This window comes from Corynebacterium anserum (assembly GCF_014262665.1).
Lineage (GTDB): Bacteria > Actinomycetota > Actinomycetes > Mycobacteriales > Mycobacteriaceae > Corynebacterium > Corynebacterium anserum.
On record NZ_CP046883.1, the window covers coordinates 1,752,878 to 1,772,776 of the forward strand.

Here is a 19,899-nt window from a genome sequence, read left to right on the forward strand (position 1 = left end):
CAAGGAGGCTCTCGCTCGGGATGAGTGGCCATGCCAAATGCTGAACTCACCGGCAACGAGCAGCTAGCATCACAGCGCATAACGAGCAGCGGACAGCGTAAAGCACCATGGGAAAGCACCTGGTAAAGAAAAGTAGCGCACAACGCACGGAGGATAACGTGAAGCAGCAGGATCAAGAGAATCAGCGCCAGCACATGGAAGAAAGTTCAGAGGGCGCTCCACGTGTGGAGATCGTCAAAGGCAATCTGTGCGATGCACAAAAAGCAGCTCTGGAGCAGGTCGTAGATTCTATCGCCGAGGCCGTGGAGCGCGAGCGCAACGCCAAACCTGATAGCCGCGGACACTTCGGTACCCCTACCATTCACTGGGCGAACAACACTGCAAACCCTGCGGGTTTCCGCACCGCCCCACTGCCCCGGCGCTGACATCCCGCCCCACTACCCTGACACTGATATGACAGACAACGCCCCAGCCCCCGATTGTGAGGATGCTCCAGCTCTTGTGCTGGCATCTACCTCTCCATCCCGTCTCAGCATTCTTCGTTCTGCCGGAGTAGAACCGGTACTGGAAGACCCCGGAGTGGATGAGGATGCCGCTGCCGCTGAACTCGTCGACCCATCCCCCGAGGAGTTTGTTCAACACCTCGCTCAAGCGAAAGCTCGGTCTGTAGCACTGCGTCGACAAGAAAACGCAACCGCGACGCCAGGAGAGGTCATCATTGGAGGAGACAGCATGCTCCTCCTCGACGGTCAATTACAGGGGAAACCGCTCACCGTGGAAGCCACCATTGAACGCTGGCGCCAACAACGGGGGAAAACCGCCCAGCTCATCACCGGCCATTGCGTCATTCATCAAGGATCTGAATACATAGAAACCGCATCTACCACCTTGCATTTTGCTGAGGCAGCAGACGCGGACATTGTGGCCTACGCACGCACCGGGGAACCACTTTTCTGTGCTGGGGCATTCACTCTTGAGGCACTAGGAGGCTGGTTCATCGACAGAATCGACGGCGATCCCTCCTCCATCATTGGCCTATCCCTCCCGTCAATCCGCAGAGCCTTCGAGAGTTTCGGCCTGCGCATCAGCGATTTCTGGAACGCGGTACCTGCACGTGCATAGCCTTGGAACGCAACCTCCGGGGACACGGCGCCGAGAAGAGGCGACTACTACCCCCGAGCGCCGTTGATCACTGCTCCCAATGATGCTGCTTAACGCTGATCCATAGGCACGACCTCGCGCTGCTGAGGACCGGAGTACTCAGACAGTGGACGGATGAGAGAGTTATTCTCATACTGCTCCACGATATGTGCTGTCCAACCAGCAACACGGGCAATCACAAACAGCGGGGTGAAGAAGTCCACTGGGAAGCCCAACAGGTAGTACGCAGGACCGGCTGGGAAATCAAGATTTGGCTTGATACCGGTGCGTTCATCCATCGCCGCAGCCATTTCTTCGTACATCGCGACCCACCGAGCACCGTCATGACGCTCCGCCAGTGCGCGGAAAGACTTCTCCATGCTTGGTACGCGGGAATCGCCGTTCTTGTACACACGGTGGCCGAAGCCCATGATGAGATCCTTATTGTCCAAGGTGGTGTTCACCCAGTCTCGAGCACGAGCTGGATCATCAACCTCGAGCATGGTGTGCATGACGAACTCATTCGCACCACCGTGCAATGGGCCCTTCAATGCACCGATAGCGCCGGAAATCGCGGAATACACATCAGAGCGGGTCGATGTGATCACACGAGCCGTGAAAGTTGACGCGTTGAAAGAGTGCTCTGCGTAAAGGATGAGAGACTTCTCAAAGTCACGTACATCTTCTGGGTTAGAAGCCGGGGAATCCGGGTCATTACCAAAGACCATCGACAAGAGGTTCTCTGCGACCCCCTTATTCGAATCCGGTGCCACGATGTCCTTACCTTGGCGACGCCGGATATCCATTGCCATCGCCATTGGTAACTGCGCTAGCAGATTGTGGCCCACGTGAGTGATGTGATCTTTATCTGGGGTAAAGTGCTCCGGATCCTTAGTACCCATATACGACACGGCGGTACGCATCACATCCATAGGGTGGCAGTCAGCGGGAAGGCTGTGAATCAGCGAAATCAAACCCGGGTCCAGTTTGCGGTAGGAACGGCCCTTCTTATTGAACTCATCCATCTGTTCCTGATTTGGCAGTTCCCCGTTCCACAGAAGGTAGAACACCTCCTCGAAACTGCAGTGCTCAACCAAATCCTGAACCGCATATCCGCGGTACGTCAGAGAGTTCGTCTCTGGCATGACCTTGGAAACGCTGGTGTAGTCGGCAATAACGCCATAGAGTCCCTTGCGTACCTCTGGGTTGCTGTTCTCGCTCATGTGTGGTGCTCCTTAACAGAGTGTTGTGATGTGAGTGGGATGATATGAATGGTGTGCAATGCGCGGATAGTGCGCACTGCCCGGGATGGTGCATGAGAATTAGAAAACTCCACGCGGGATGTCTGGTGCTTGAGCACGCTGTTCTTCGCTAAAGACCACATTAAGTTCCTTCAGCTGGGCACCAGAGAGATCAGCTGTATTCTCCGCGGCCCTAAGGAAGCGGTCTTGCTCTTTATCATCAACAACCCCCTCGGCGAGGGTACGGAACTTGTTGATGTAGTTTTCTCGCTCAAATGGACGGGCACCCAACGGATGAGCATCAGCCACGGCGAGCTCATCTTCAATGACGCTGCCGTCTTTCATGGTGATGACGGCCCGGGCACCGAATGCCTTCTCATTCGGATCCTCTGAGTGATAGCGGCGTGTCCACTCCGGATCTTCCACGGTGGAGATCTTCTTCCACAACTCAATGGTGGACGGGCGGTGCGCACGCTCGGGAGCATAGCTGCGCTCATGGTGCCATTCGCCATCCTCTAACGCCACAGCGAAGATGTACATCACGGAGTGATCCAACGTCTCACGGGAGGCATCCGGGTCGAACTTCTGCGGGTCACCGGAACCGGTACCGATGACGTAGTGAGTGTGGTGACTCGTGTGCAGAACAATCGACTCGATGTCCTCCAGGTTGCCAATCTTCTGACGCATTGCCCGAGCCAGGTCGATCGGTGCTTGAGACTGGTATTCCGCGGAGTGCTCCTTGGTGTACGTGTCCAGAATTGCACGCTTCGGCTCCCCCTTGGCTGGCAAAGGAACGGTGTAATGAGCATCCGGTCCGTCCAACAGCCAAGCAATCACTCCATCTTCCCCCTCCCAAATAGGAGCTGGTGCTCCTTCGCCTCGCATAGCACGATCTACCGCTTCAACCGCCATCTTTCCGGCGAAAGCGGGAGCGAAGGCTTTCCAGGAAGAAATGAGTCCCTTGCGCGACTGACGCGTTGCGGTGGTGGTGTGGAGAGCCTGACCGACCGCCTGGTAGATGACTTCTGGATCAAGATTGAGCAGGGTACCCACACCGGCAGCAGCGGACGGTCCGAGATGAGCCACGTGATCTATCTTGTGCTTGTGCAGACAGATCCCCTTCACCAGATTGACTTGGATCTCATAACCGGTGGCGATGCCGCGGATGAGATCCTGGCCCGTGAGTTGAAGATCATCAGCACGATGCTGAGCGACCGCCAGAATCGATGGGATGTTGTCACCTGGGTGCGAATACTCGGCTGCCAGGAAGGTGTCATGGAAATCCAGTTCACGTACAGCCACCCCATTAGCCCATGCGGCCCATTCTGGGGAGACTGTGGCGTCGACACCAAAAACGGCCGACCCCGAACCAGAGGCGGCAGGGTGAGCCAAGGCTTGAGCTCGAGCAGCCGATACTGGGCGGCGTTGGACGGAGGCCACAGCAACGGCGGCATTATCGATGATTCGGTTAATCACCATCTCCGCAGTGTCATCCGGGACAGCGACTGGATCCGTTGCAACCTCCGCTATCTTCCATGCTAAGTGCTGTTCACGGGGGAAATCCTCAGCAGATTTCCACACACGCACTGAGTGATCAATCATTACGCCAAATGCTCCCTTGTGTGGTGTTGCGGTTTTACGTGGTGTACATCACACTACCGCCGCTCACTCCTATTTGGAAAGGGAAAGAAAAATACTCCCCCCGCGTTTCCAGCAAAAAGAGAAGCGGAGGGAGTAGTCGGAAGTGGAGGGAATATGCAGGCGAGAACTAGCCAAGCCCCTTACGTAGTCGCTTTAAGCCTTAGCTGCCTCCACACGAGCAATTGCCACTTCGGCCACCTTCTCCTGGATGCCCATATCAAGCTCAGAGGTGAAGCCCACGCACGAACAATTGATTTCACCGAGAACGTAGGTGTCCTCACCGTTGTCCCCGTCGGCCAACATGAAGTCTGCGGTCCAAATCAGCGGAACATTGTCTGTATCGCCGAGTTTGGATGCGATCACCGGACGTGCCTCTTCAAACATCTCCAGCAATTCAGGCCACGACTCTGGCTTGTCATAGGTGTACTTTGCTCCAGAGAAGAGTGTTGCTGAGAAGCTATCGCCACCCTCAGCCGGCTTCTTGTGAACAATGAATACTGGGTTATCCCCCACCATCAGGATGCGGATTTCTCCCTCAACGATGCGCGGCATAAAGCGCATATCAACGAGCATTCCGTTATCGCCGATGATGTACTGGTCACAGAAATCCATGAAGTCGCCCAGCGTGTAATCATGGGTCTTGTTATCCACTGCCTCGGTGCATTTGAGTTGAGTGTCCAAAGGAAGTGCAGTTCCCGGCTCAACCGATGCAGCTAGGTCAGAGTCAGCCAGACGGACGCGCCAAATGCCTTCACCGGTGGAGCCACGGTTTTGCTTCAACACGCGCTCGCCATACGACAGAGAAGTCGGGAAGGTGTTGTGGAAGTCTTCTACCTCGTAGTATGCGGCGGTATCCTCGGGCACTAGGTCGGTGTCATTCAGCTTGACCAACGCATCCTTCGCGCCATAAGCCATCATGTCCGCTGGGGTGGACATACCCACCAAGCCCGCGTCAGCCAGCTTAGTCAGCAACTCGAAGTAGCCTTTTTCACCGCCCGGAATGTTGCCCGGGTTCACGCGGGAAATGTAGCCATCGAAGTTCTCAGAAACGTGTGCAAAGATCTCCTCGGCGCGGTCTGGGTGGAAGTAAATAACCTCGGAGTGCCAACCCTGCTCTTTGATCGCGTTAACGATCGGCATGGTGTCTTTGCGGTGGCCGTCTGGGCCCTTGTCAGAACCGCCCTCGACCTCGAATACAACAATCGCCTTATGCAATGTTTTGCCCTTTCCTCGTTGGCGAAATGCACTACATAAATGATAATTTCTCAGGCTCGAAAACCGCAGCGTAGAAGCACCCCGTTGAATCCCCCTTAACGTGAATCGGGTTACACTTTTCGCAGTAAGAAAGGTGGTCTCCATGGGCATTGAAGTGGATCCAAGTCCACAGCTGGAGCAGTATGCTCACCGAAACAAGCTGGTCACAAGCGCTTGGCTCGGCGCCAAACTCGGAACTCCGGGTTTGAAGGTTATTGAGAGCAATGAAGATTCTCTCCTCTATGACATCGGACACATCCCCACCGCGAACCGCATAAATTGGGCAAAACACCTCAATGATCCAGTGACGAGAGACTTTATAACTGCAGATCAATTTGAGACCCTCATGGATGAAAAGGGCATCTCTCGCCACGACACGGTGGTAGTTTACGGCGACCGTTCTAACCTGTGGGCCGTCTATACCCTGTGGGTCTTCGAACTCTTTGGCCACCCCGATGTTCGCCTGCTGGATGGAGGGCGCGACGCATGGATGCAGGAGGAAAAGGAAACCTCCTATGACGTGCCCACTCACACCACAAGCGGATACAAGGTCTCCCAGCGAGATGACCGAACCAACCGCATATTCGTCGATGAACTCCGCGAGATTTACTCAGACGTGCAGTTACTCGATATGCGTGGCGTCGAAGAATTCGCCGGCAATACCCTCCGCAGCCAGGCTGACCCTGAACGCACCGTTTCCGTATCCAGGGCAGGCCACATCCCCGGCGCGCACAATATTGCAATGAATACGAGCCTCTACCCCAATTCACGTTTCCGCACCCGAGCGGATCTCGACCGGGCGCACCAAGAGTTAGATCCCCACAAACCTACGGTGACCTATTGCACCTCGGGCGCTCGTGCAGCGCATCAATGGTTTACTCTCAAACACCTGATGGGTTGGGAGAATGTGCGGGTCTACGACGGATCGTGGATCGAATGGGGAAACATGGTGCGTGCACCCATCGCCCAAGGCAACATGTAACCGGGGACACACCGCCACGGCTGAGACACTATGCCCGCAAGCCGTAGTACCGTCAATAAGAATCGCTAGACCTATCTGTGGAGGAGAAACGTGAGCGAACAGGCTCAGAGAATCACCAAAGTGATGATCGCCAATCGTGGCGAAATCGCGGTTAGGGTGATCCGTGCTGCGCGCGACGAAGGGATCGCTAGCGTCGCCGTATACGCCGAGCCTGATGCTGATGCCCCATTTGTACAGATGGCAGATGAAGCCTACGCGCTAGGTGGACAGACCTCCGCCGAGTCCTACCTCAACATCAACAAGCTCATCGATATCGCTAAGAAATCCGGCGCCAACGCCGTGCACCCGGGTTATGGATTCCTCTCCGAAAACGGTGACTTCGCACAGGCCGTACAAGAGGCAGGTCTCATTTGGATTGGCCCGTCCCCTGACGCTATCCGTACTTTGGGCGATAAAGTCACCGCACGAAACATCGCCCACCAGGTCAATGCACCCATGACACCGGGAACAAAGGAACCTGTCAAGGACGCCGCAGAGGTTCAAGCGTTTGCGGAAGAGCACGGCCTCCCCATCGCTGTGAAAGCAGCCTTTGGTGGTGGTGGACGCGGCATGAAGGTCGCCTACACAATGGACGAGATCCCAGAACTCTTCGATTCCGCCACCCGCGAAGCGCAGGCGGCATTCGGTCGAGGGGAACTGTTCGTCGAGCGATATTTGGATAGGGCCCGCCATGTGGAAGCGCAAGTTCTCGCGGATTCTCATGGCAACGTGGTTGTTGTTTCCACTCGCGACTGCTCTCTGCAGCGCCGCTTCCAAAAACTCGTCGAAGAGGCTCCCGCGCCTTTCCTCTCAGAGGAACAAACCTCCCGTATTTACGAATCTGCCAAGGCCATATGCAAGGCTGCCAACTACGTTGGCGCAGGTACCGTGGAGTATCTCGTGGGCAATGACGGGTTAATTAGCTTTCTGGAGGTCAACACGCGCCTCCAGGTAGAACACCCAGTGACTGAACAAGTCACCGGCTGGGATTTGGTGCGTGAACAGTTCCGCATCGCCAACGGCGAACCATTATCCTCTACCGAAGATCCGACGATCAGCGGTCACTCCATCGAATTCCGCATCAATGGTGAGGATCCAGCCAATAACTTCATGCCAGCACCCGGTCGCATCACAAACTACCGCGAACCTGCGGGTCCTGGCATCCGTATGGATTCCGGCATTGACAACGGTGCAGTGGTGGGTGGCCAATTTGATTCCATGCTGGCAAAGCTCATCGTGACGGGCCAAGATCGCGGGGAGGCTCTCCGCCGTGCCGCCCGGGCTCTTGACGAATACGTCGTCGAAGGCCTGCCCACCGTTATTCCATTTCATCGAGAGATGGTTGAACATCCGGAATTCGTGGCTGAAGACGGAAATTTCACGGTCTATACTCGTTGGATCGAAGAGGACTGGGATAACCAGCTTCCTGACTATGAGGATTCCCTCACCGTCGACACTACCGGTGAAGACATGGTGAGTCTGCCTCGCCAGAACGTGGTCGTCGAAGTCGATGGCCAACGCGTGGAAATTACCGTCCCCGGCGAGCTCATGGCCGCGGGCAGCTCGCTTCGACGTCCTCGCCGCCGTCGAGGCAACTCCGGACAGGTGGCAATCACAGGCGATACGGTAGCCGCACCGATGCAGGGCACTGTCATCAAAATCGATGTTGCTGATGGTCAGCACGTCAACGAGGGGGACATTCTGCTCGTACTCGAGGCCATGAAGATGGAAAACGCTGTAAAAGCGCATAAGTCCGGTGTGATCCACGGTCTTTCTGTACAGCCGGGAGGCGCCGTCACAAAGAACCAACCGTTGCTGGACATCGCTGACGAGACACCCAGCGGAGACACGGGCTCAGAGCCCAATGGAGAATCTGGCGAAGACACCGATGGCGCCTGACCTCATTGTTTCCCGAGCCAGCGGTAAACACTGACCCACCGCATACCTGTGAAGGTCGAAAAACATTTTCCCCGTGGGAGGCCACGAGGAAGCAAAGGCGAGCGAAGTTATGGATAGTTTGGCGAATACTCTGGCCGGTCAGTTTGCAAAGCTGACCAAACCTCGTCGTGGATACGTGGTGGCTATCGATCAAGGCACAACTTCCACCCGTGCGATCATCTTCAACGCCAAGGGCGAGATCGAAGCGACGAGCCAAATGGAGCACAAGCAGATCTTCCCTCGCCCAGGCTGGGTTGAGCACGATGCCGAGGAAATCCTTCGGCATACCCGCAGAGTCATGGCGGATGCCATCACCATCGCCGACCTCTCCGGAGAGGATATCGCTGCGATCGGCATCACCAACCAACGGGAAACCACCGTCATCTGGGATCGTGCTACCGGCAAACCTGTCTACAACGCCATCGTGTGGCAAGACACGCGGACGGATAAGATCGTGGCCTCGCTCGATGAAGAGACGCAGCAGATGTTCCGCGAACGCACCGGCCTGCCTGCCTCCACCTATTTCTCCGGTCCGAAAATCCGCTGGATCCTTGACAACGTCGACGGCGTCCGTGAACGTGCCGAGCGAGGAGAATTAGCGTTCGGAACGATGGATTCCTGGTTGGTGTGGGAACTCACCCGGCATTCTCGCCGTTCCCCTCAGAATAACCATCGACGCAGCGCCAAACACGTCACAGATGTCACCAACGCGTCGCGGACTATGCTGATGGATCTGCGCACCCAACAATGGGATGAAGAACTCTGCGCAGCGCTGGACATTCCCATGAGCTTGCTCCCTGACATCGTGAGTTCCTCCGAGGTCATCGGTTCAGTCAAGCGTTATGGCCCTGCACACGGCGTGGCCATCGCGGGAATCCTCGGCGATCAACAAGCTGCAGCTTTCGGGCAGGCGTGTCTCAACCCCGGCGAGGCCAAGAACACCTATGGAACAGGAAATTTCCTCCTACTGAATACGGGGAGGCAACCCCAATGGTCCACTCACGGTCTGCTCACCACCGTGGCTTACCGTTTGGGGAACCAGCCTGCGTCTTTTGCCCTCGAAGGTTCCATTGCGGTCACTGGTTCCCTCGTGCAGTGGTTACGCGACAACATGGGCTTTTTCAACTCCGCAGAAGAAGTGGAAACACTGGCTCGCAGCGTGGATGATAATGGCGGATGCTACGTAGTGCCTGCTTTCTCCGGCTTACTCGCTCCGCGTTGGCGGCCGGAAGCTCGTGGTGCGATTGTAGGTTTGACACGATATGTCACGAAGGCGCACATCGCCCGAGCTGCCCTTGAAGCCACCGCATTCCAAACTCGCGAGGTAGTGGAGGCGATGAATGCTGACTCGGGTGTGCCGTTAAAATCCCTGAGGGTCGACGGCGGAATGGTGGCCAACTCCCTCCTCATGCAATTCCAAGCGGATCAGCTTGGCGTACCTGTTACAGTGCCTAAGGTTCCGGAAACCACAGCCTTAGGTGCAGCCTACGCAGCAGGTCTAGCTGTAGGTTTCTACAGCGGCGTAGAAGAAATCAGGGCTTTGTGGCAGGAGCGTGACACCTATCACCCCCATTCCACCGCATCAGAACGCGATGAGGCATTCCGACAATGGAACCGTGCCGTTGAGCGCACTTATGGGTGGGCCGAAGATAAATAATCCCCCTCTGAGGCTCCACCGAACTGGTCAATCACACCGGCAAAAAGGCGAATGCCCACGCCGATACACCGTTCATCCAGCACAATGTCTGGCTGGTGAAGATCCGGCTTTTCCCCCTGGCCATTCCACGCTCCGAGGCGCGCCATGGTGCCTGGAATATGCTCCAAATACCAACTGAAGTCCTCCCCTCCGCTGGATTGCGGCGCTTCGCGCAAAGCGTGAGGATCGGTGGCTTTCACTGCCTGGGCTAGCAGTGCTGTTGCAACATCATCGTTCATAACTGGCGGCACGCCCTTTGTATAGCGCAGTTCCATTTCGGCCTGCGTCGGAGCCACAATGCTTTCCAGAAGCTCACGCAATAACTGTTCACCCTGGCGCCACACACCGACCTGTGCGGTGCGGAAGGTTCCTAACAAGCGAACCTCTTGGGGAATCGCATTAAAAGTCGAACCACCATTGACCGCACCAAAAGCAAGGACGGTGCCGGAGCGAGGGTCAAGGCGACGGGCAAGCAATCCCGGCAACTCAGTGATGATTCGGCCAGCTGCGTAGACCAAATCGGCTGTCAGGTGGGGACGAGAGGTGTGGCCTCCGTTACCGCGCAGCACAATTTCCACAACGTCAGACGCACTGGTGATAGCCCCCGTACGGATGCCTATCTCACCGGTGCGAAGCTTCGGTTCGGCGTGCACTGCGAATATAGTTTGTACGTCCTCGAGTGCCCCGGCCTCAATCACATCGGTAGCACCGCCGTCCATCACTTCTTCCGCTGGCTGGAAGATGATGCGTATCTGAACCGGCAAAGCATCTTCACCGTATGTTTTTATGAACTCTGACAGTCCCACTGCCAGCGCCAACACGATAGTGGTGTGAATGTCGTGCCCACAAGCATGCATCACGCCTGGCCTTTCGGAAGAAAACTCCAGGCCAGTGTCTTCGGTGACAGGCAGGGCGTCAATATCACCGCGGAAGGCAATCAAGGGCTTATCCTTAGGACCGATATCCACAGTCGCGCCAGTAGAGGGCAACCGTTGAGGTTCCAACCCAGCCCCCCGCAATTTTTCCAGAATGAACTCGGTCGTGGCTATCTCCATATGAGATAACTCAGGGTGACGGTGGAGATGGCGCCTCCAACCGCGAATCTCTTCGCGGTTTTCTGCAACCCAGCCACTGATAAAAGTGGAGATGCATGCGCTGTCCACGTTGTCCTAGCCCTTCCCGTTCACTCTGCCCAGACTGCACTGGGGCGTGCGTACTTTGAGTAACACCACGGGCAGCTCACCGGGTAATTGAACCGGGTAATTTCACTGGGTTACTCAGAGATGAGTAACGCAACCCGCGAATAACGTAATCATTCTATCCCTTGGCAATCCGGCCACTGCACCCCGTGGGGGCGAAAGGTAGTTTGGAGTCTATGAATGATGCACAACAGGATCCTCACGCGCTGGCTCGCGAAGCCGCCGATGCGCTGAAGGAGAAGTCCGGTTTCGCGCATTTCGATAGCGCCATTGTGCTGGGCTCAGGCTGGCGTCCCACTGCGGATGTGCTCAGCGCCTATGCGAGTGACGTCCAAGAATTTCCCATGGCGGATCTGCCTGGTTTTCTGCCTCCCACCGCTCAGGGGCATGGCGGTACCATTCGCACAGCGATCATCAACGGCACGCGCCTCGCGATTCTTTTGGGGCGTACCCATGCCTATGAAGGGCACGAGTTATGGCGTACCGTGCACGCCGTGCGAACCTGCGCAGCAGCAGGCATTTCTAAGATAGTGCTCACGAACGCCGCTGGCGGGCTGGTCGAAGGAATGAGCGTGGGAGAGGCTGTTCTTATCAGTGACCACATCAATTTCACTGCTAGAACTCCCCTGGTCGGCGCAACTTTTGTCAATATGGTCGGGGCGTATTCCCCTACCTTGCGCGACAAGGTGCAGCAACTGCGCCCACATATGCGAGAAGCTGTCTATGCAATGATGCCCGGCCCTCAGTACGAGACTCCAGCTGAAATTCGTATGCTGCGCACTATGGGTGCAGGTTTGGTCGGAATGTCTACTGTTTATGAAACCATCGCTGCTCGCGAGGCAGGGGTGGACGTTCTGGGTATCTCACTGGTAACCAACCTCGCTGCTGGCATGACCGGTGAGGATCTCAACCACGAAGAGGTACTCGCGGCTGGTAGAAACGCTGCCCAGGACATGGGTGAGCTGTTAGTTGAATTGGTTGGTGCACTATGAGTTCTTTGAAGTTTGGCACTGCTGGTCTCCGCGCACCAGTGGGTTCTGGTCCGGACAAGATGAATGTTTCCACGGTAACGCGCGCCACCGCTGGTGTGGCGGCGTGGATGAAGAAGAAACTCCCCTCTAAGCACGCCGATGGTCGTTACTATGTTGCGGTGGGTTACGACGCACGCTACGGTTCCCACACTCTTGCCCGAGCCGCAGCGGAAACTTTCGCCGGAGCGGGTTTTGGCGTGACCCTTATCGCAGATCCCGTAGCCACACCGGTATTGGCATGGCTAGTGCGCAACCGGAATCTCGATGCCGGCGTACAAATAACTGCAAGCCATAATCCAGCACCGGACAATGGCTACAAGTTATATGTAGATGGGGGGATGCAGCTACTTTCCCCCGCCGATACTGACATCGAAGAGGAAATCGCTAAGCAACCGGCTGCCCACGAGATCCCCCGTTCGGAAGCGAAATCCATCGATTTGGCCGCCCAGGATGGCTATGCCACTGCTATTTCCGCGCTGGTGGCCACCGGCGAGCAGGCAGTGTTACGTCCGCGACGCACGTTGAAGATTCTGTATACCCCCATGCATGGCGTGGGGGGCGAATCTTTAGAATCCGCACTGCGCAATTGCGGTTTTGGTGATGTGAACTTCGTGGCTTCACAGCGTTGGCCAGACCCCGAATTTCCCACGGTTGAGTTTCCGAATCCCGAGGAACCGGGTGCCACCGATGCCCTCTTAGAAGAGGCTGCCCGGCTGGAACCGGATTTACTCATCGCCCTAGACCCTGACGCTGATAGATGCATGTTAGGGGTCAAAGATCCTTCCGCAGAAAAGGGGTACCGCATGCTCCGCGGAGACGAGACTGGCCCTCTGCTAGCTCGCAGAGTGTTAGCGAAGAGAGTGGCGTCGAAAAAAGATAAAACAAAACCGGTCGTGGCGACTACGGTGGTATCCAGCCAGCTACTCGGGGCTATGGCTGAACGCGAGGGATGGGATTATGTGGAGACCCTCACCGGCTTTAAGCACCTGGCACGCGCGGCGGAGTCGAGGCCTGGGCATTTGGCTTTTGCGTACGAGGAGGCGATCGGAACATGCCCTTCCCCATCCGTCGTGGCGGATAAAGATGGTGTGGCTACCGCTTTGATCGCCGCTGCTTGGGCTGCTGAGCTTAAGGAGGAAGGCCGCAGTCTCCTGGATGAATTGGCGGATATCGAGGTAACCTACGGCGCCTACCGTACTGCTCAGGTTGCGAAGCGTTGTACTTCGGCCGACGCCGCCTCTCACGCCGTCGCAGTTTTCAAGCAATATCCGCCGAAAAAGCTGGCGGGGATGACCGTAGCTGCCAGTGACATTGTAGATTCTTCCGGGCGACGAGCTGAGGGGGTTCGCCTCACAGGTGAGGACGGATCCTTGCATCTACGTGTAGTAGCTCGACCTTCCGGAACTGAGCCAAAGGCAAAGTTCTATCTAGAGCTACATGGACCGGCTGAAAAAGCAGCTGACGTTGAGCAGCGCTTGGAACAGCTGATTCAGGAGATTCGGAACATAGAAGAAACCTAGTCGCTAGCACACCACAGGCGCCGTGGTGCACTAGGCCGCGCTACAGTGACCACGGCGCATTGCAGTCCGCATGGTTCACTACGGGGCGGCTTCGCGTGTGTCCTGTGACCAGGTGGTGTCTTACGCACACCCCACCAGTAGTGATAACTAACGGCTGTGCGTGGTCACCGGACAAGGGACGCTACAACGCCTCAATATCGATGTTCCGCGGACCATAGAGTCGGTCTCCCGCATCACCCAAACCAGGGACAATATACGCATCATCATTGAGTGATGGATCGATGACCGCGGTGACAAGCTTCTTTACAGGTAGTCCTGAATCGACCAAGGCGTCCACTCCCGGTTGTGCGGAAATCATGCACACCACGGTGATGTCGTCTGCACCCCGGTCGACCAGTAAGCGGAGTGCGTGAATGAGCGACCCGCCGGTTGCGAGCATCGGATCTACCAGCATTACTGGCTGTCCGCTGAGATTGTCCGGCAAAGCTTCGAGATACGGCACCGGTGTGTGAGTAGTTTCGTCGCGAGCCATACCGATGAATCCCACTTGTGCGTCGGGAATCATCGACAAAGCAGGATCAATCATGCCCAAGCCTGCGCGGATGATGGGGACAATAATTGGAGGCTTCTCAAGGCGGAATCCGGGACCGATACCCACGGGTGTTGTGACGTCGAAAGCCTCAACGGCAAGATCCTGTGATGCTTCGTAGACAAGCATCGAACCAAGATCAGCTAGTGCGGCGCGGAACGCCGCGTTATCACTTCGTTTATCCCTCATGATGGTCATCCGTGAAGCGACCAGAGGGTGTTTCACCACCTGAATATCCATGGTTGATCATTGTACGCAGACAAACGTGAACCATTTGTGTCGAAGCGGAGTCTTATGGGACACGTGCACGTCAATGGGAATCTCTCCCATGGAGATGATGTCCCGCGCGCAGGATGAGAGAAAGGACTTCTACACCATGAACACAGCGGCTGACTCTCGCTCAACCGGCCACGCACATAACGTGGCGGCTAGTGCCGGTGACTCGAGATCGTTCAGTGAGGGGTCGGATGCACTCACTGCCGGTTCTGTTTCTCCCAGTGCCAGTTCAGATTCACTCACTGCCGGTTCTGTTTCTCCCAGTGCCGGTTCGGATTCACTCACCGCCGACCTCATGGGACTCAACGAAACCACTCGGCAGATTCATAATGTCGGCACTTCACTCCGGAAACGGAAAGAACCTGTGGAGGCCACACTGACCTGCCCTTTAGTTCCAGAAACCACAGAATTTCTACGCGCACTATCCTCCGCTCGGCAGGCACATTCTTCAGCGTTGGGTTCCTTAGCCTCCTTTTTCTCCGACGCCACTTCCTCCCTCTCACAGCTTTCCCATGACTTAGAGGAACATGAGCGAGACACCGCTGTATCTTGGAGCCGGTGGCTGTCATGAATCTCCTTGGACTCATTGAGCCACTGGCCGCTATGGCTCCCTCCCGCATGAGCACTGGTGCCTCGGCCCTCATCACAGACCTAGACACGCCGGAAATACATCGGCTAGTACCAGCCATTCGTTCCACACTTCAAGGTATCGCTGGGGATGATGTCGCAAGGAAACTAGACTATGCCACCCACGCAGTGACTCATCTACTGGATAGGGGAAAGAGCCTCGATGGTATTGCCAAGAAAGCTGCGCGCTCCGTCGAGCTCACGATTGAAGACATTACGGAGATCACCCACCGCTGTATTGCGGAGGTGACGCACCACCTGCTCCACAACCCGCCCAGCGCGGGACCTTCTGCGTTCCTCGCTATTGCTGGCGTAACTCCTATTGTCGAAGCACATAAATTACAGGCACAAGCACGGCTCGCGTCACTGGCTAGGGATATGCAGAGACTTACCCACGAAGTGACTTCATTGCCTACAACCGATACACCCGAGCTCAATGCTCCAGTATCTCCTGCGTCATATTCGCCAACTGGCAGCTCAGCCTCCAATAGTTCTGACTATCCGGGTACTCGACCGAGTTCCGAGGCGGATGGCCTGGCGTCAAACTTCTCCGGAAACACCTCCGGAGCTCCCACCCCGCAAGCGGCTGCTGCCGTCGAAGCCGCAAAGTCCGCGTTGGGCACACCATATCAGTGGGGCGGCACCACTCCCGGAGTCGGCATGGATTGCAGTGGATTAACTCAGTGGGCCTACGCGCAAGCAGGAGTAGAGATACCACGCATGGCAGACCAGCAAGCTGTCGGCGCTCCAGTAAGTATGGATCAACTCGCGCCGGGCGATCTTGCAGTTTGGGATGGACACGTGGCGATGTACATCGGAGACGGGCAGATCATCGAAGCTGGTGACCCCGTACAAATCAGTCCCGTACGTACCAACAACATGGGCATGAGTTTTCTTGGTTTTTACAGACCAACGGCATAGGAGTACAGGTGAAGAACACAGGACTAGCACGCATCGTAAGCCAACCCCGGCTACGTGAATACCATCTCGCGCAATTCCTAGGCGACGAAGTACCCACCGTTCCTCCAGTTCTCACATCCGATCTGCGACAATCTTTAAGGAAAACAGCAGAGCCAGTGCGAGAAACTAAAACATAGAACGGCTAAAATGTGCCCCTATGGCAGCAGATAATGGCGCACGAACATACGGAACCGGAATTGTCGCCCTGGAGATGGAGATCACTAGTGGCACCTGGTACACGCTCTGGGCTCCGAACTGGATTGTTCGCGGTGAAAAATGGCAAGCCTTCCTCGGTGACGAGGACAATATCTTTGTCTTCAAGTCCCCGGCTGAAGTCCTGGCTTTTATCGAGTCCACTAATCACCACGATCTTATCGAGCATCCCACATGGCAAGCTTTCATCAAAGAAAAAGCCACCAAGGTCATCCCCGCACCAAGTGGCAAGATTTCCCTCATTGAACTGCCAAACAAGCTCGCTGAGCGCCCCAGCTACGAAAACACGCTCGCCGTGACCCGTGGCTTCGATGTGCTGCAATCTCTCGGCTCCGTCCTGAATATCAGCAGCATCAACCACTGGTTTAAGAGCTATTCCATTCTGCACAACACACGGCGCGGCGCAGACCACTACGGATCCCCACATGGGCTCGAAGAGTGGTCAGGTGTTGGGCGCACTGTGCTGGATAAATGGATCTCCCTCACTGACGCCATTGAGGAGCATCTTACTCACCCTAAACTCAACGAGCACGCTGTAGAAGACGCCCAGAAGAGCATCGACGCAGCCCTCGCCCTCCGAGAGAAAAAAGCTGCTGAGAAGAAGGAAAAGGAACAACAAACGGACCAAGACGCTGATCCGTACGATTCTTCCATTTGGGCACAAGTGGGAATTGACCCCATCCGTATCACCATTAACGGCCAGCACGTCTACACCCTGCGTTGTTATCTAGATAATCGCCCGGTTTTCCTTGGTCATCTCGGGGAAATCAACACTTTTCCCAACTCCCGCTCCATGGTTCGCTGGCTGGTCGATGCCCCTCAGCATGACCTCGAAGACCTTTCAACCTGGCCAGATATAGTCTCTGCTGCAAATGCCGGGGAGCTCGAAGTAGAGGTTCATGAGTCCAACCAATACTCCTTCAGCGGACTCCGCGATGACATCGCTAAGAGCGTGGATCAAGTGGACTCTAAACAGCTGGCACAGGCGTATGAGTTACTGGCTGACGCGGCGGACTGGGCGGGAGATGACAGCGTCAATAAAGTGCTGGTGGCCTACCCACAACTCCAGAATTATCTCGCCTACATGTTGGGATCGCCCTCGGATTCCACTCCGACGCCTCCTTTCGACGAAGAAGTCAAGGGCTGGAGAGCGCTGGAAGATGGCCTCATCCGTCGCTTCACCAAGTTCTGATGTGGGTTCAGAGTCTCTTATAGACGCGTTATAGACGCGAGCATTTCTAGTATGTAAGCGTTTTGGAGGACAGCATGACGTCCTCGCGATACGTAGCCTTGCACAGACGCTAGAACAAACCATCTTCCACAACGGCTAATCCCCCACCCGGATATCCAGGTGGGGGATTAATCAATGCTCGAGCCTAGGACTACAAGTTGTTCCTACTGAGGCTTAAGCCTCCGGCTTCTTATCATCGCCGGACGTCTCAGTATGCGCACCATTCGAGTTATCTGCGCGATGAGCTGAGGCTTCGGTGTCGTGTGCGGTGGACGCAGAATGATCGCCAGAGTAATCATTTGCAGAATAGTGCCCATCTGGACCTGTTACGCCTACGCCCGCATCCTTAACAGTCTGCTCACCCGTAGGAGCCTGCGACGCATAATGAACATCTGAGGTTCCCTCAGAAGACTGAGACCAACCCTGTGGGTATTGCTGGAATGAGGCAGCATTCTGGTCAGAACCCTGAACTGCCCAAGGTGCACCAGGTTGATTATTGTGAGCTGCTTTTTTCGCTTGTGAAATGAAGTAGGACGTAGCTGCAATAAGCAGTGCCAAGAATAGCCAGGTGAGAATCAGGCCTGCACCTGGTCGCACTGCTACGGCATCCTTCCACTCATCATCGTTTGACACTATGACAGCCGCGGCAATGAACTCAATAACACTAATCACCGCATAAGCGGCCACGGTAATAACTGCAAACCGTTGTGCCGACTTGTAGTGAACACGGAAGAAGGCAATTACCGCAGCGACAAGCATGAGGAATAGTAGGGCACCCGTGTAGATCCCGAAGATTCCCACCTTCAACTCAATGTCAGAAGAACCGCTGCCAGCCCCAAAGAAGGTGAGATTGCCCGCTCCGTCAATGCCAATCGCCTTAGGGGACCCTACCGCGGTCTTATCTTTAAGAATCACCCAATTAAAGGTGCGGAAAATCCACAACACTACAGCAACGGCAATAATCCCGCCGATAAACAGCTGATTATTCTGCATCCCTGAGAGACGGGAGCGTACAGTCTGTAGTTGATCTGCGATTTGATCGCGTGGCGTATTATTTTGCCCCTCAGAGACTAAGCTTGTGGCCTGCTGGCCGTACTGAGCACCGCCGTACTGTTGCTGGCCGTACTGAGCATCGCCGTACTGCTGTTGGCCGTACTGCTGTTGCCCGTACTGAGCACCGCCGTATTGCCCCTGGCCGTACTGCTGTTGCCCGTACTGAGCATCGCCGTATTGCCCCTGACCGTACTGGGCATCGCCGTACTGCCCCTGGCCGTACTGCTGTTGCCCGTACTGAGCATCACCGTATTGCCCTTGACCGTACTGCTGCTCACCATGTTGAGGTTCGCCGTTGTTGGACTGTGCTGAGTTAGGTTGCTGTGGGAAAGACATATGTGTGTTCCTTACTTCTGGTTCTGCACAGACTGAGCTGGCTGGGAAGAATAGGTTGCCTGCGGATCCTGCTTAGTTGTTCGCCAAAATAGGAAGACACTGAGAGCAAAAATGCAAAGAGTAAGCAAGACTTCAATCCAGTAGAAGAACGTGGTTGATGAAGCAAACTTCATATCGCCGAATCCCATTAACTCCAGCAGAAACGATGATCCGGAATCCGCTCCTATACCGGAGAGAATATTCTCAGCAAAGCTCTTAATTCCTTCCAAAAAATTCCCGTAGCCGCGTGCACCAAAAAGGATCCAATAAAAAGCGAGTGAGGATCCGATCATTGCGAGAACTCCACCACGGCGTTGGCTTTGTACATTCTTAAATGCCAATGAAGCGAGAATAAGCAAAACCACCACTGCAATTGGAACCAAAATTCCAAAAGTAGATAATGCCCACAGTGAGCCCTTTTCATCGCCGGACATTTCGCTCACCAGTTCCTTAGGAAAAGAGATATACCCAAGTCCATTAAAACCAAACGATACTGTACTTCCGCCATAACGCATTTCTAAATTGAACCATTTGAAGAAATGTAACAAGGCGAACACAATTGTTCCCACGAGAAGTGGCAGATAACCCAGCTGCTTCACACTAGACGACTGTAAGGCAGAGGAAGCTTTTTCAAATGACTGCTTTGCTGCAGCACCCAGCTGAGCCGCTTGCTGAGACGCCTGATCAAACGCGTTGCGGCCTTGCTGCTGACCGTACGGGTTACCTTGTGGCTGACCGGCCCCCTGAGGAGCACCATAGCCATTGGAAGCCGGCGCTCCCTGAGGGGCACCGTAGCCACTAGGGTTACCCATTCCCTGCGGTGCACTGTAACCATTAGGGTCACTCATATGCTGCGGAGCACCATACCCATTCGAAGCACCGTTATCGTGCGGT

17 protein-coding genes are annotated in these 19,899 nt (G+C 55.5%); 10 read left to right on the forward strand and 7 right to left on the reverse strand.

Going from position 1 to position 19,899, the window contains the following annotated elements; all coding sequences use genetic code 11:
* Nucleotides 1-107 precede the first annotated feature (107 nt).
* Nucleotides 108-425 carry a hypothetical protein gene (locus tag GP473_RS07325; RefSeq protein ID WP_186276782.1) on the forward strand — a complete coding sequence of 106 codons (318 nt, stop codon included), beginning with the start codon at nt 108-110 and terminating at the stop codon, nt 423-425.
* A 28-nt stretch (nt 426-453) separates the two neighbouring features.
* Nucleotides 454-1,122, forward strand: coding sequence for a Maf family protein (locus GP473_RS07330; protein WP_186276783.1), 669 nt, complete (start codon nt 454-456; stop codon nt 1,120-1,122).
* A gap of 89 nt (nt 1,123-1,211) precedes the next feature.
* On the opposite strand, the gene GP473_RS07335 is transcribed toward GP473_RS07330, so the two are convergent.
* The 3 genes from GP473_RS07335 to GP473_RS07345 form a co-directional block, all read right to left on the reverse strand.
* The gene (locus GP473_RS07335) at nt 1,212-2,363 is read right to left on the reverse strand and encodes a bifunctional 2-methylcitrate synthase/citrate synthase (RefSeq protein ID WP_185770242.1); all 1,152 of its coding nucleotides are present in this window, start codon (nt 2,361-2,363) and stop codon (nt 1,212-1,214) included.
* 99 nt (nt 2,364-2,462) lie between these two features.
* Entirely contained in the window at nt 2,463-3,983 is a 1,521-nt protein-coding gene (gene prpD / locus GP473_RS07340; protein WP_185770243.1) for a 2-methylcitrate dehydratase PrpD, read from the reverse strand.
* A gap of 192 nt (nt 3,984-4,175) precedes the next feature.
* On the reverse strand, nt 4,176-5,237 hold the full coding sequence (locus GP473_RS07345) for a Cj0069 family protein (RefSeq protein ID WP_185770244.1): 1,062 nt from the start codon (nt 5,235-5,237) through the stop codon (nt 4,176-4,178).
* Nucleotides 5,238-5,379: 142 nt separating this feature from the next.
* Here GP473_RS07345 and GP473_RS07350 point away from each other — a divergent pair, with 142 nt between their 5' ends.
* From GP473_RS07350 to glpK, 3 genes are all read left to right on the forward strand, one after another.
* A complete protein-coding gene (locus GP473_RS07350; RefSeq protein ID WP_185770245.1) occupies nt 5,380-6,258 on the forward strand; it encodes a sulfurtransferase in 879 nt (292 codons plus the stop codon).
* Between the two features lie 123 nt (nt 6,259-6,381).
* Nucleotides 6,382-8,196: an acetyl/propionyl/methylcrotonyl-CoA carboxylase subunit alpha gene (locus GP473_RS07355; RefSeq protein WP_425488602.1), complete on the forward strand. Its 1,815-nt coding sequence runs from the start codon at nt 6,382-6,384 to the stop codon at nt 8,194-8,196.
* A gap of 109 nt (nt 8,197-8,305) precedes the next feature.
* Nucleotides 8,306-9,892 carry a glycerol kinase GlpK gene (gene glpK, locus GP473_RS07360; protein ID WP_185770247.1) on the forward strand — a complete coding sequence of 529 codons (1,587 nt, stop codon included), beginning with the start codon at nt 8,306-8,308 and terminating at the stop codon, nt 9,890-9,892.
* Here glpK and GP473_RS07365 read toward each other — a convergent pair.
* Entirely contained in the window at nt 9,868-11,079 is a 1,212-nt protein-coding gene (locus GP473_RS07365; RefSeq protein ID WP_425488603.1) for an amidohydrolase, read from the reverse strand. The two genes, glpK and GP473_RS07365, sit on opposite strands and share 25 nt — an antisense overlap.
* 227 nt (nt 11,080-11,306) lie before the next feature.
* Between GP473_RS07365 and GP473_RS07370 the strand changes: the two genes are divergently transcribed.
* Both GP473_RS07370 and GP473_RS07375 read left to right on the forward strand, forming a co-directional pair.
* The gene (locus GP473_RS07370; RefSeq protein ID WP_186276786.1) at nt 11,307-12,122 is read left to right on the forward strand and encodes a purine-nucleoside phosphorylase; all 816 of its coding nucleotides are present in this window, start codon (nt 11,307-11,309) and stop codon (nt 12,120-12,122) included.
* Nucleotides 12,119-13,681: a phospho-sugar mutase gene (locus GP473_RS07375; protein WP_186276787.1), complete on the forward strand. Its 1,563-nt coding sequence runs from the start codon at nt 12,119-12,121 to the stop codon at nt 13,679-13,681. The genes GP473_RS07370 and GP473_RS07375 overlap by 4 nt, the downstream gene beginning before the upstream one ends.
* 181 nt (nt 13,682-13,862) lie before the next feature.
* On the opposite strand, the gene upp is transcribed toward GP473_RS07375, so the two are convergent.
* The gene (upp, locus tag GP473_RS07380; protein ID WP_185770251.1) at nt 13,863-14,510 is read right to left on the reverse strand and encodes a uracil phosphoribosyltransferase; all 648 of its coding nucleotides are present in this window, start codon (nt 14,508-14,510) and stop codon (nt 13,863-13,865) included.
* 73 nt (nt 14,511-14,583) lie between these two features.
* Between upp and GP473_RS07385 the strand changes: the two genes are divergently transcribed.
* The 3 genes from GP473_RS07385 to GP473_RS07395 all read left to right on the forward strand — a co-directional run bounded on the left by GP473_RS07385 (nt 14,584) and on the right by GP473_RS07395 (nt 17,538).
* The gene (locus tag GP473_RS07385; RefSeq protein WP_185770252.1) at nt 14,584-15,117 is read left to right on the forward strand and encodes a hypothetical protein; all 534 of its coding nucleotides are present in this window, start codon (nt 14,584-14,586) and stop codon (nt 15,115-15,117) included.
* Nucleotides 15,114-16,094 carry a C40 family peptidase gene (locus GP473_RS07390; protein WP_246394748.1) on the forward strand — a complete coding sequence of 327 codons (981 nt, stop codon included), beginning with the start codon at nt 15,114-15,116 and terminating at the stop codon, nt 16,092-16,094. The genes GP473_RS07385 and GP473_RS07390 overlap by 4 nt, the downstream gene beginning before the upstream one ends.
* Before the next feature lie 196 nt (nt 16,095-16,290).
* Nucleotides 16,291-17,538: a hypothetical protein gene (locus GP473_RS07395; RefSeq protein WP_185770253.1), complete on the forward strand. Its 1,248-nt coding sequence runs from the start codon at nt 16,291-16,293 to the stop codon at nt 17,536-17,538.
* 213 nt (nt 17,539-17,751) lie between these two features.
* On the opposite strand, the gene GP473_RS07400 is transcribed toward GP473_RS07395, so the two are convergent.
* Nucleotides 17,752-18,966 carry a hypothetical protein gene (locus GP473_RS07400; protein ID WP_186277323.1) on the reverse strand — a complete coding sequence of 405 codons (1,215 nt, stop codon included), beginning with the start codon at nt 18,964-18,966 and terminating at the stop codon, nt 17,752-17,754.
* Nucleotides 18,967-18,977: 11 nt separating this feature from the next.
* The gene (locus GP473_RS09570) at nt 18,978-19,853 is read right to left on the reverse strand and encodes a hypothetical protein (RefSeq protein WP_222104949.1); all 876 of its coding nucleotides are present in this window, start codon (nt 19,851-19,853) and stop codon (nt 18,978-18,980) included.
* Nucleotides 19,854-19,899 lie beyond the last annotated feature (46 nt).

Coding starts and splice junctions, on each gene's coding strand:
- GP473_RS07325 (WP_186276782.1), top strand. CDS start 108: ATGGGAAAGCACCTGGTAAAGAAAAGTAGCGCACAACGCACGGAGGAT.
- GP473_RS07330 (WP_186276783.1), top strand. CDS start 454: ATGACAGACAACGCCCCAGCCCCCGATTGTGAGGATGCTCCAGCTCTT.
- GP473_RS07335 (WP_185770242.1), bottom strand. CDS start 2,363: ATGAGCGAGAACAGCAACCCAGAGGTACGCAAGGGACTCTATGGCGTT.
- prpD (WP_185770243.1), bottom strand. CDS start 3,983: ATGATTGATCACTCAGTGCGTGTGTGGAAATCTGCTGAGGATTTCCCC.
- GP473_RS07350 (WP_185770245.1), top strand. CDS start 5,380: ATGGGCATTGAAGTGGATCCAAGTCCACAGCTGGAGCAGTATGCTCAC.
- GP473_RS07355 (WP_425488602.1), top strand. CDS start 6,382: ATGATCGCCAATCGTGGCGAAATCGCGGTTAGGGTGATCCGTGCTGCG.
- glpK (WP_185770247.1), top strand. CDS start 8,306: ATGGATAGTTTGGCGAATACTCTGGCCGGTCAGTTTGCAAAGCTGACC.
- GP473_RS07370 (WP_186276786.1), top strand. CDS start 11,307: ATGAATGATGCACAACAGGATCCTCACGCGCTGGCTCGCGAAGCCGCC.
- GP473_RS07375 (WP_186276787.1), top strand. CDS start 12,119: ATGAGTTCTTTGAAGTTTGGCACTGCTGGTCTCCGCGCACCAGTGGGT.
- upp (WP_185770251.1), bottom strand. CDS start 14,510: ATGGATATTCAGGTGGTGAAACACCCTCTGGTCGCTTCACGGATGACC.
- GP473_RS07385 (WP_185770252.1), top strand. CDS start 14,584: ATGGGAATCTCTCCCATGGAGATGATGTCCCGCGCGCAGGATGAGAGA.
- GP473_RS07390 (WP_246394748.1), top strand. CDS start 15,114: ATGAATCTCCTTGGACTCATTGAGCCACTGGCCGCTATGGCTCCCTCC.
- GP473_RS07395 (WP_185770253.1), top strand. CDS start 16,291: ATGGCAGCAGATAATGGCGCACGAACATACGGAACCGGAATTGTCGCC.
- GP473_RS07400 (WP_186277323.1), bottom strand. CDS start 18,966: ATGTCTTTCCCACAGCAACCTAACTCAGCACAGTCCAACAACGGCGAA.
- GP473_RS09570 (WP_222104949.1), bottom strand. CDS start 19,853: ATGAGTGACCCTAATGGTTACAGTGCACCGCAGGGAATGGGTAACCCT.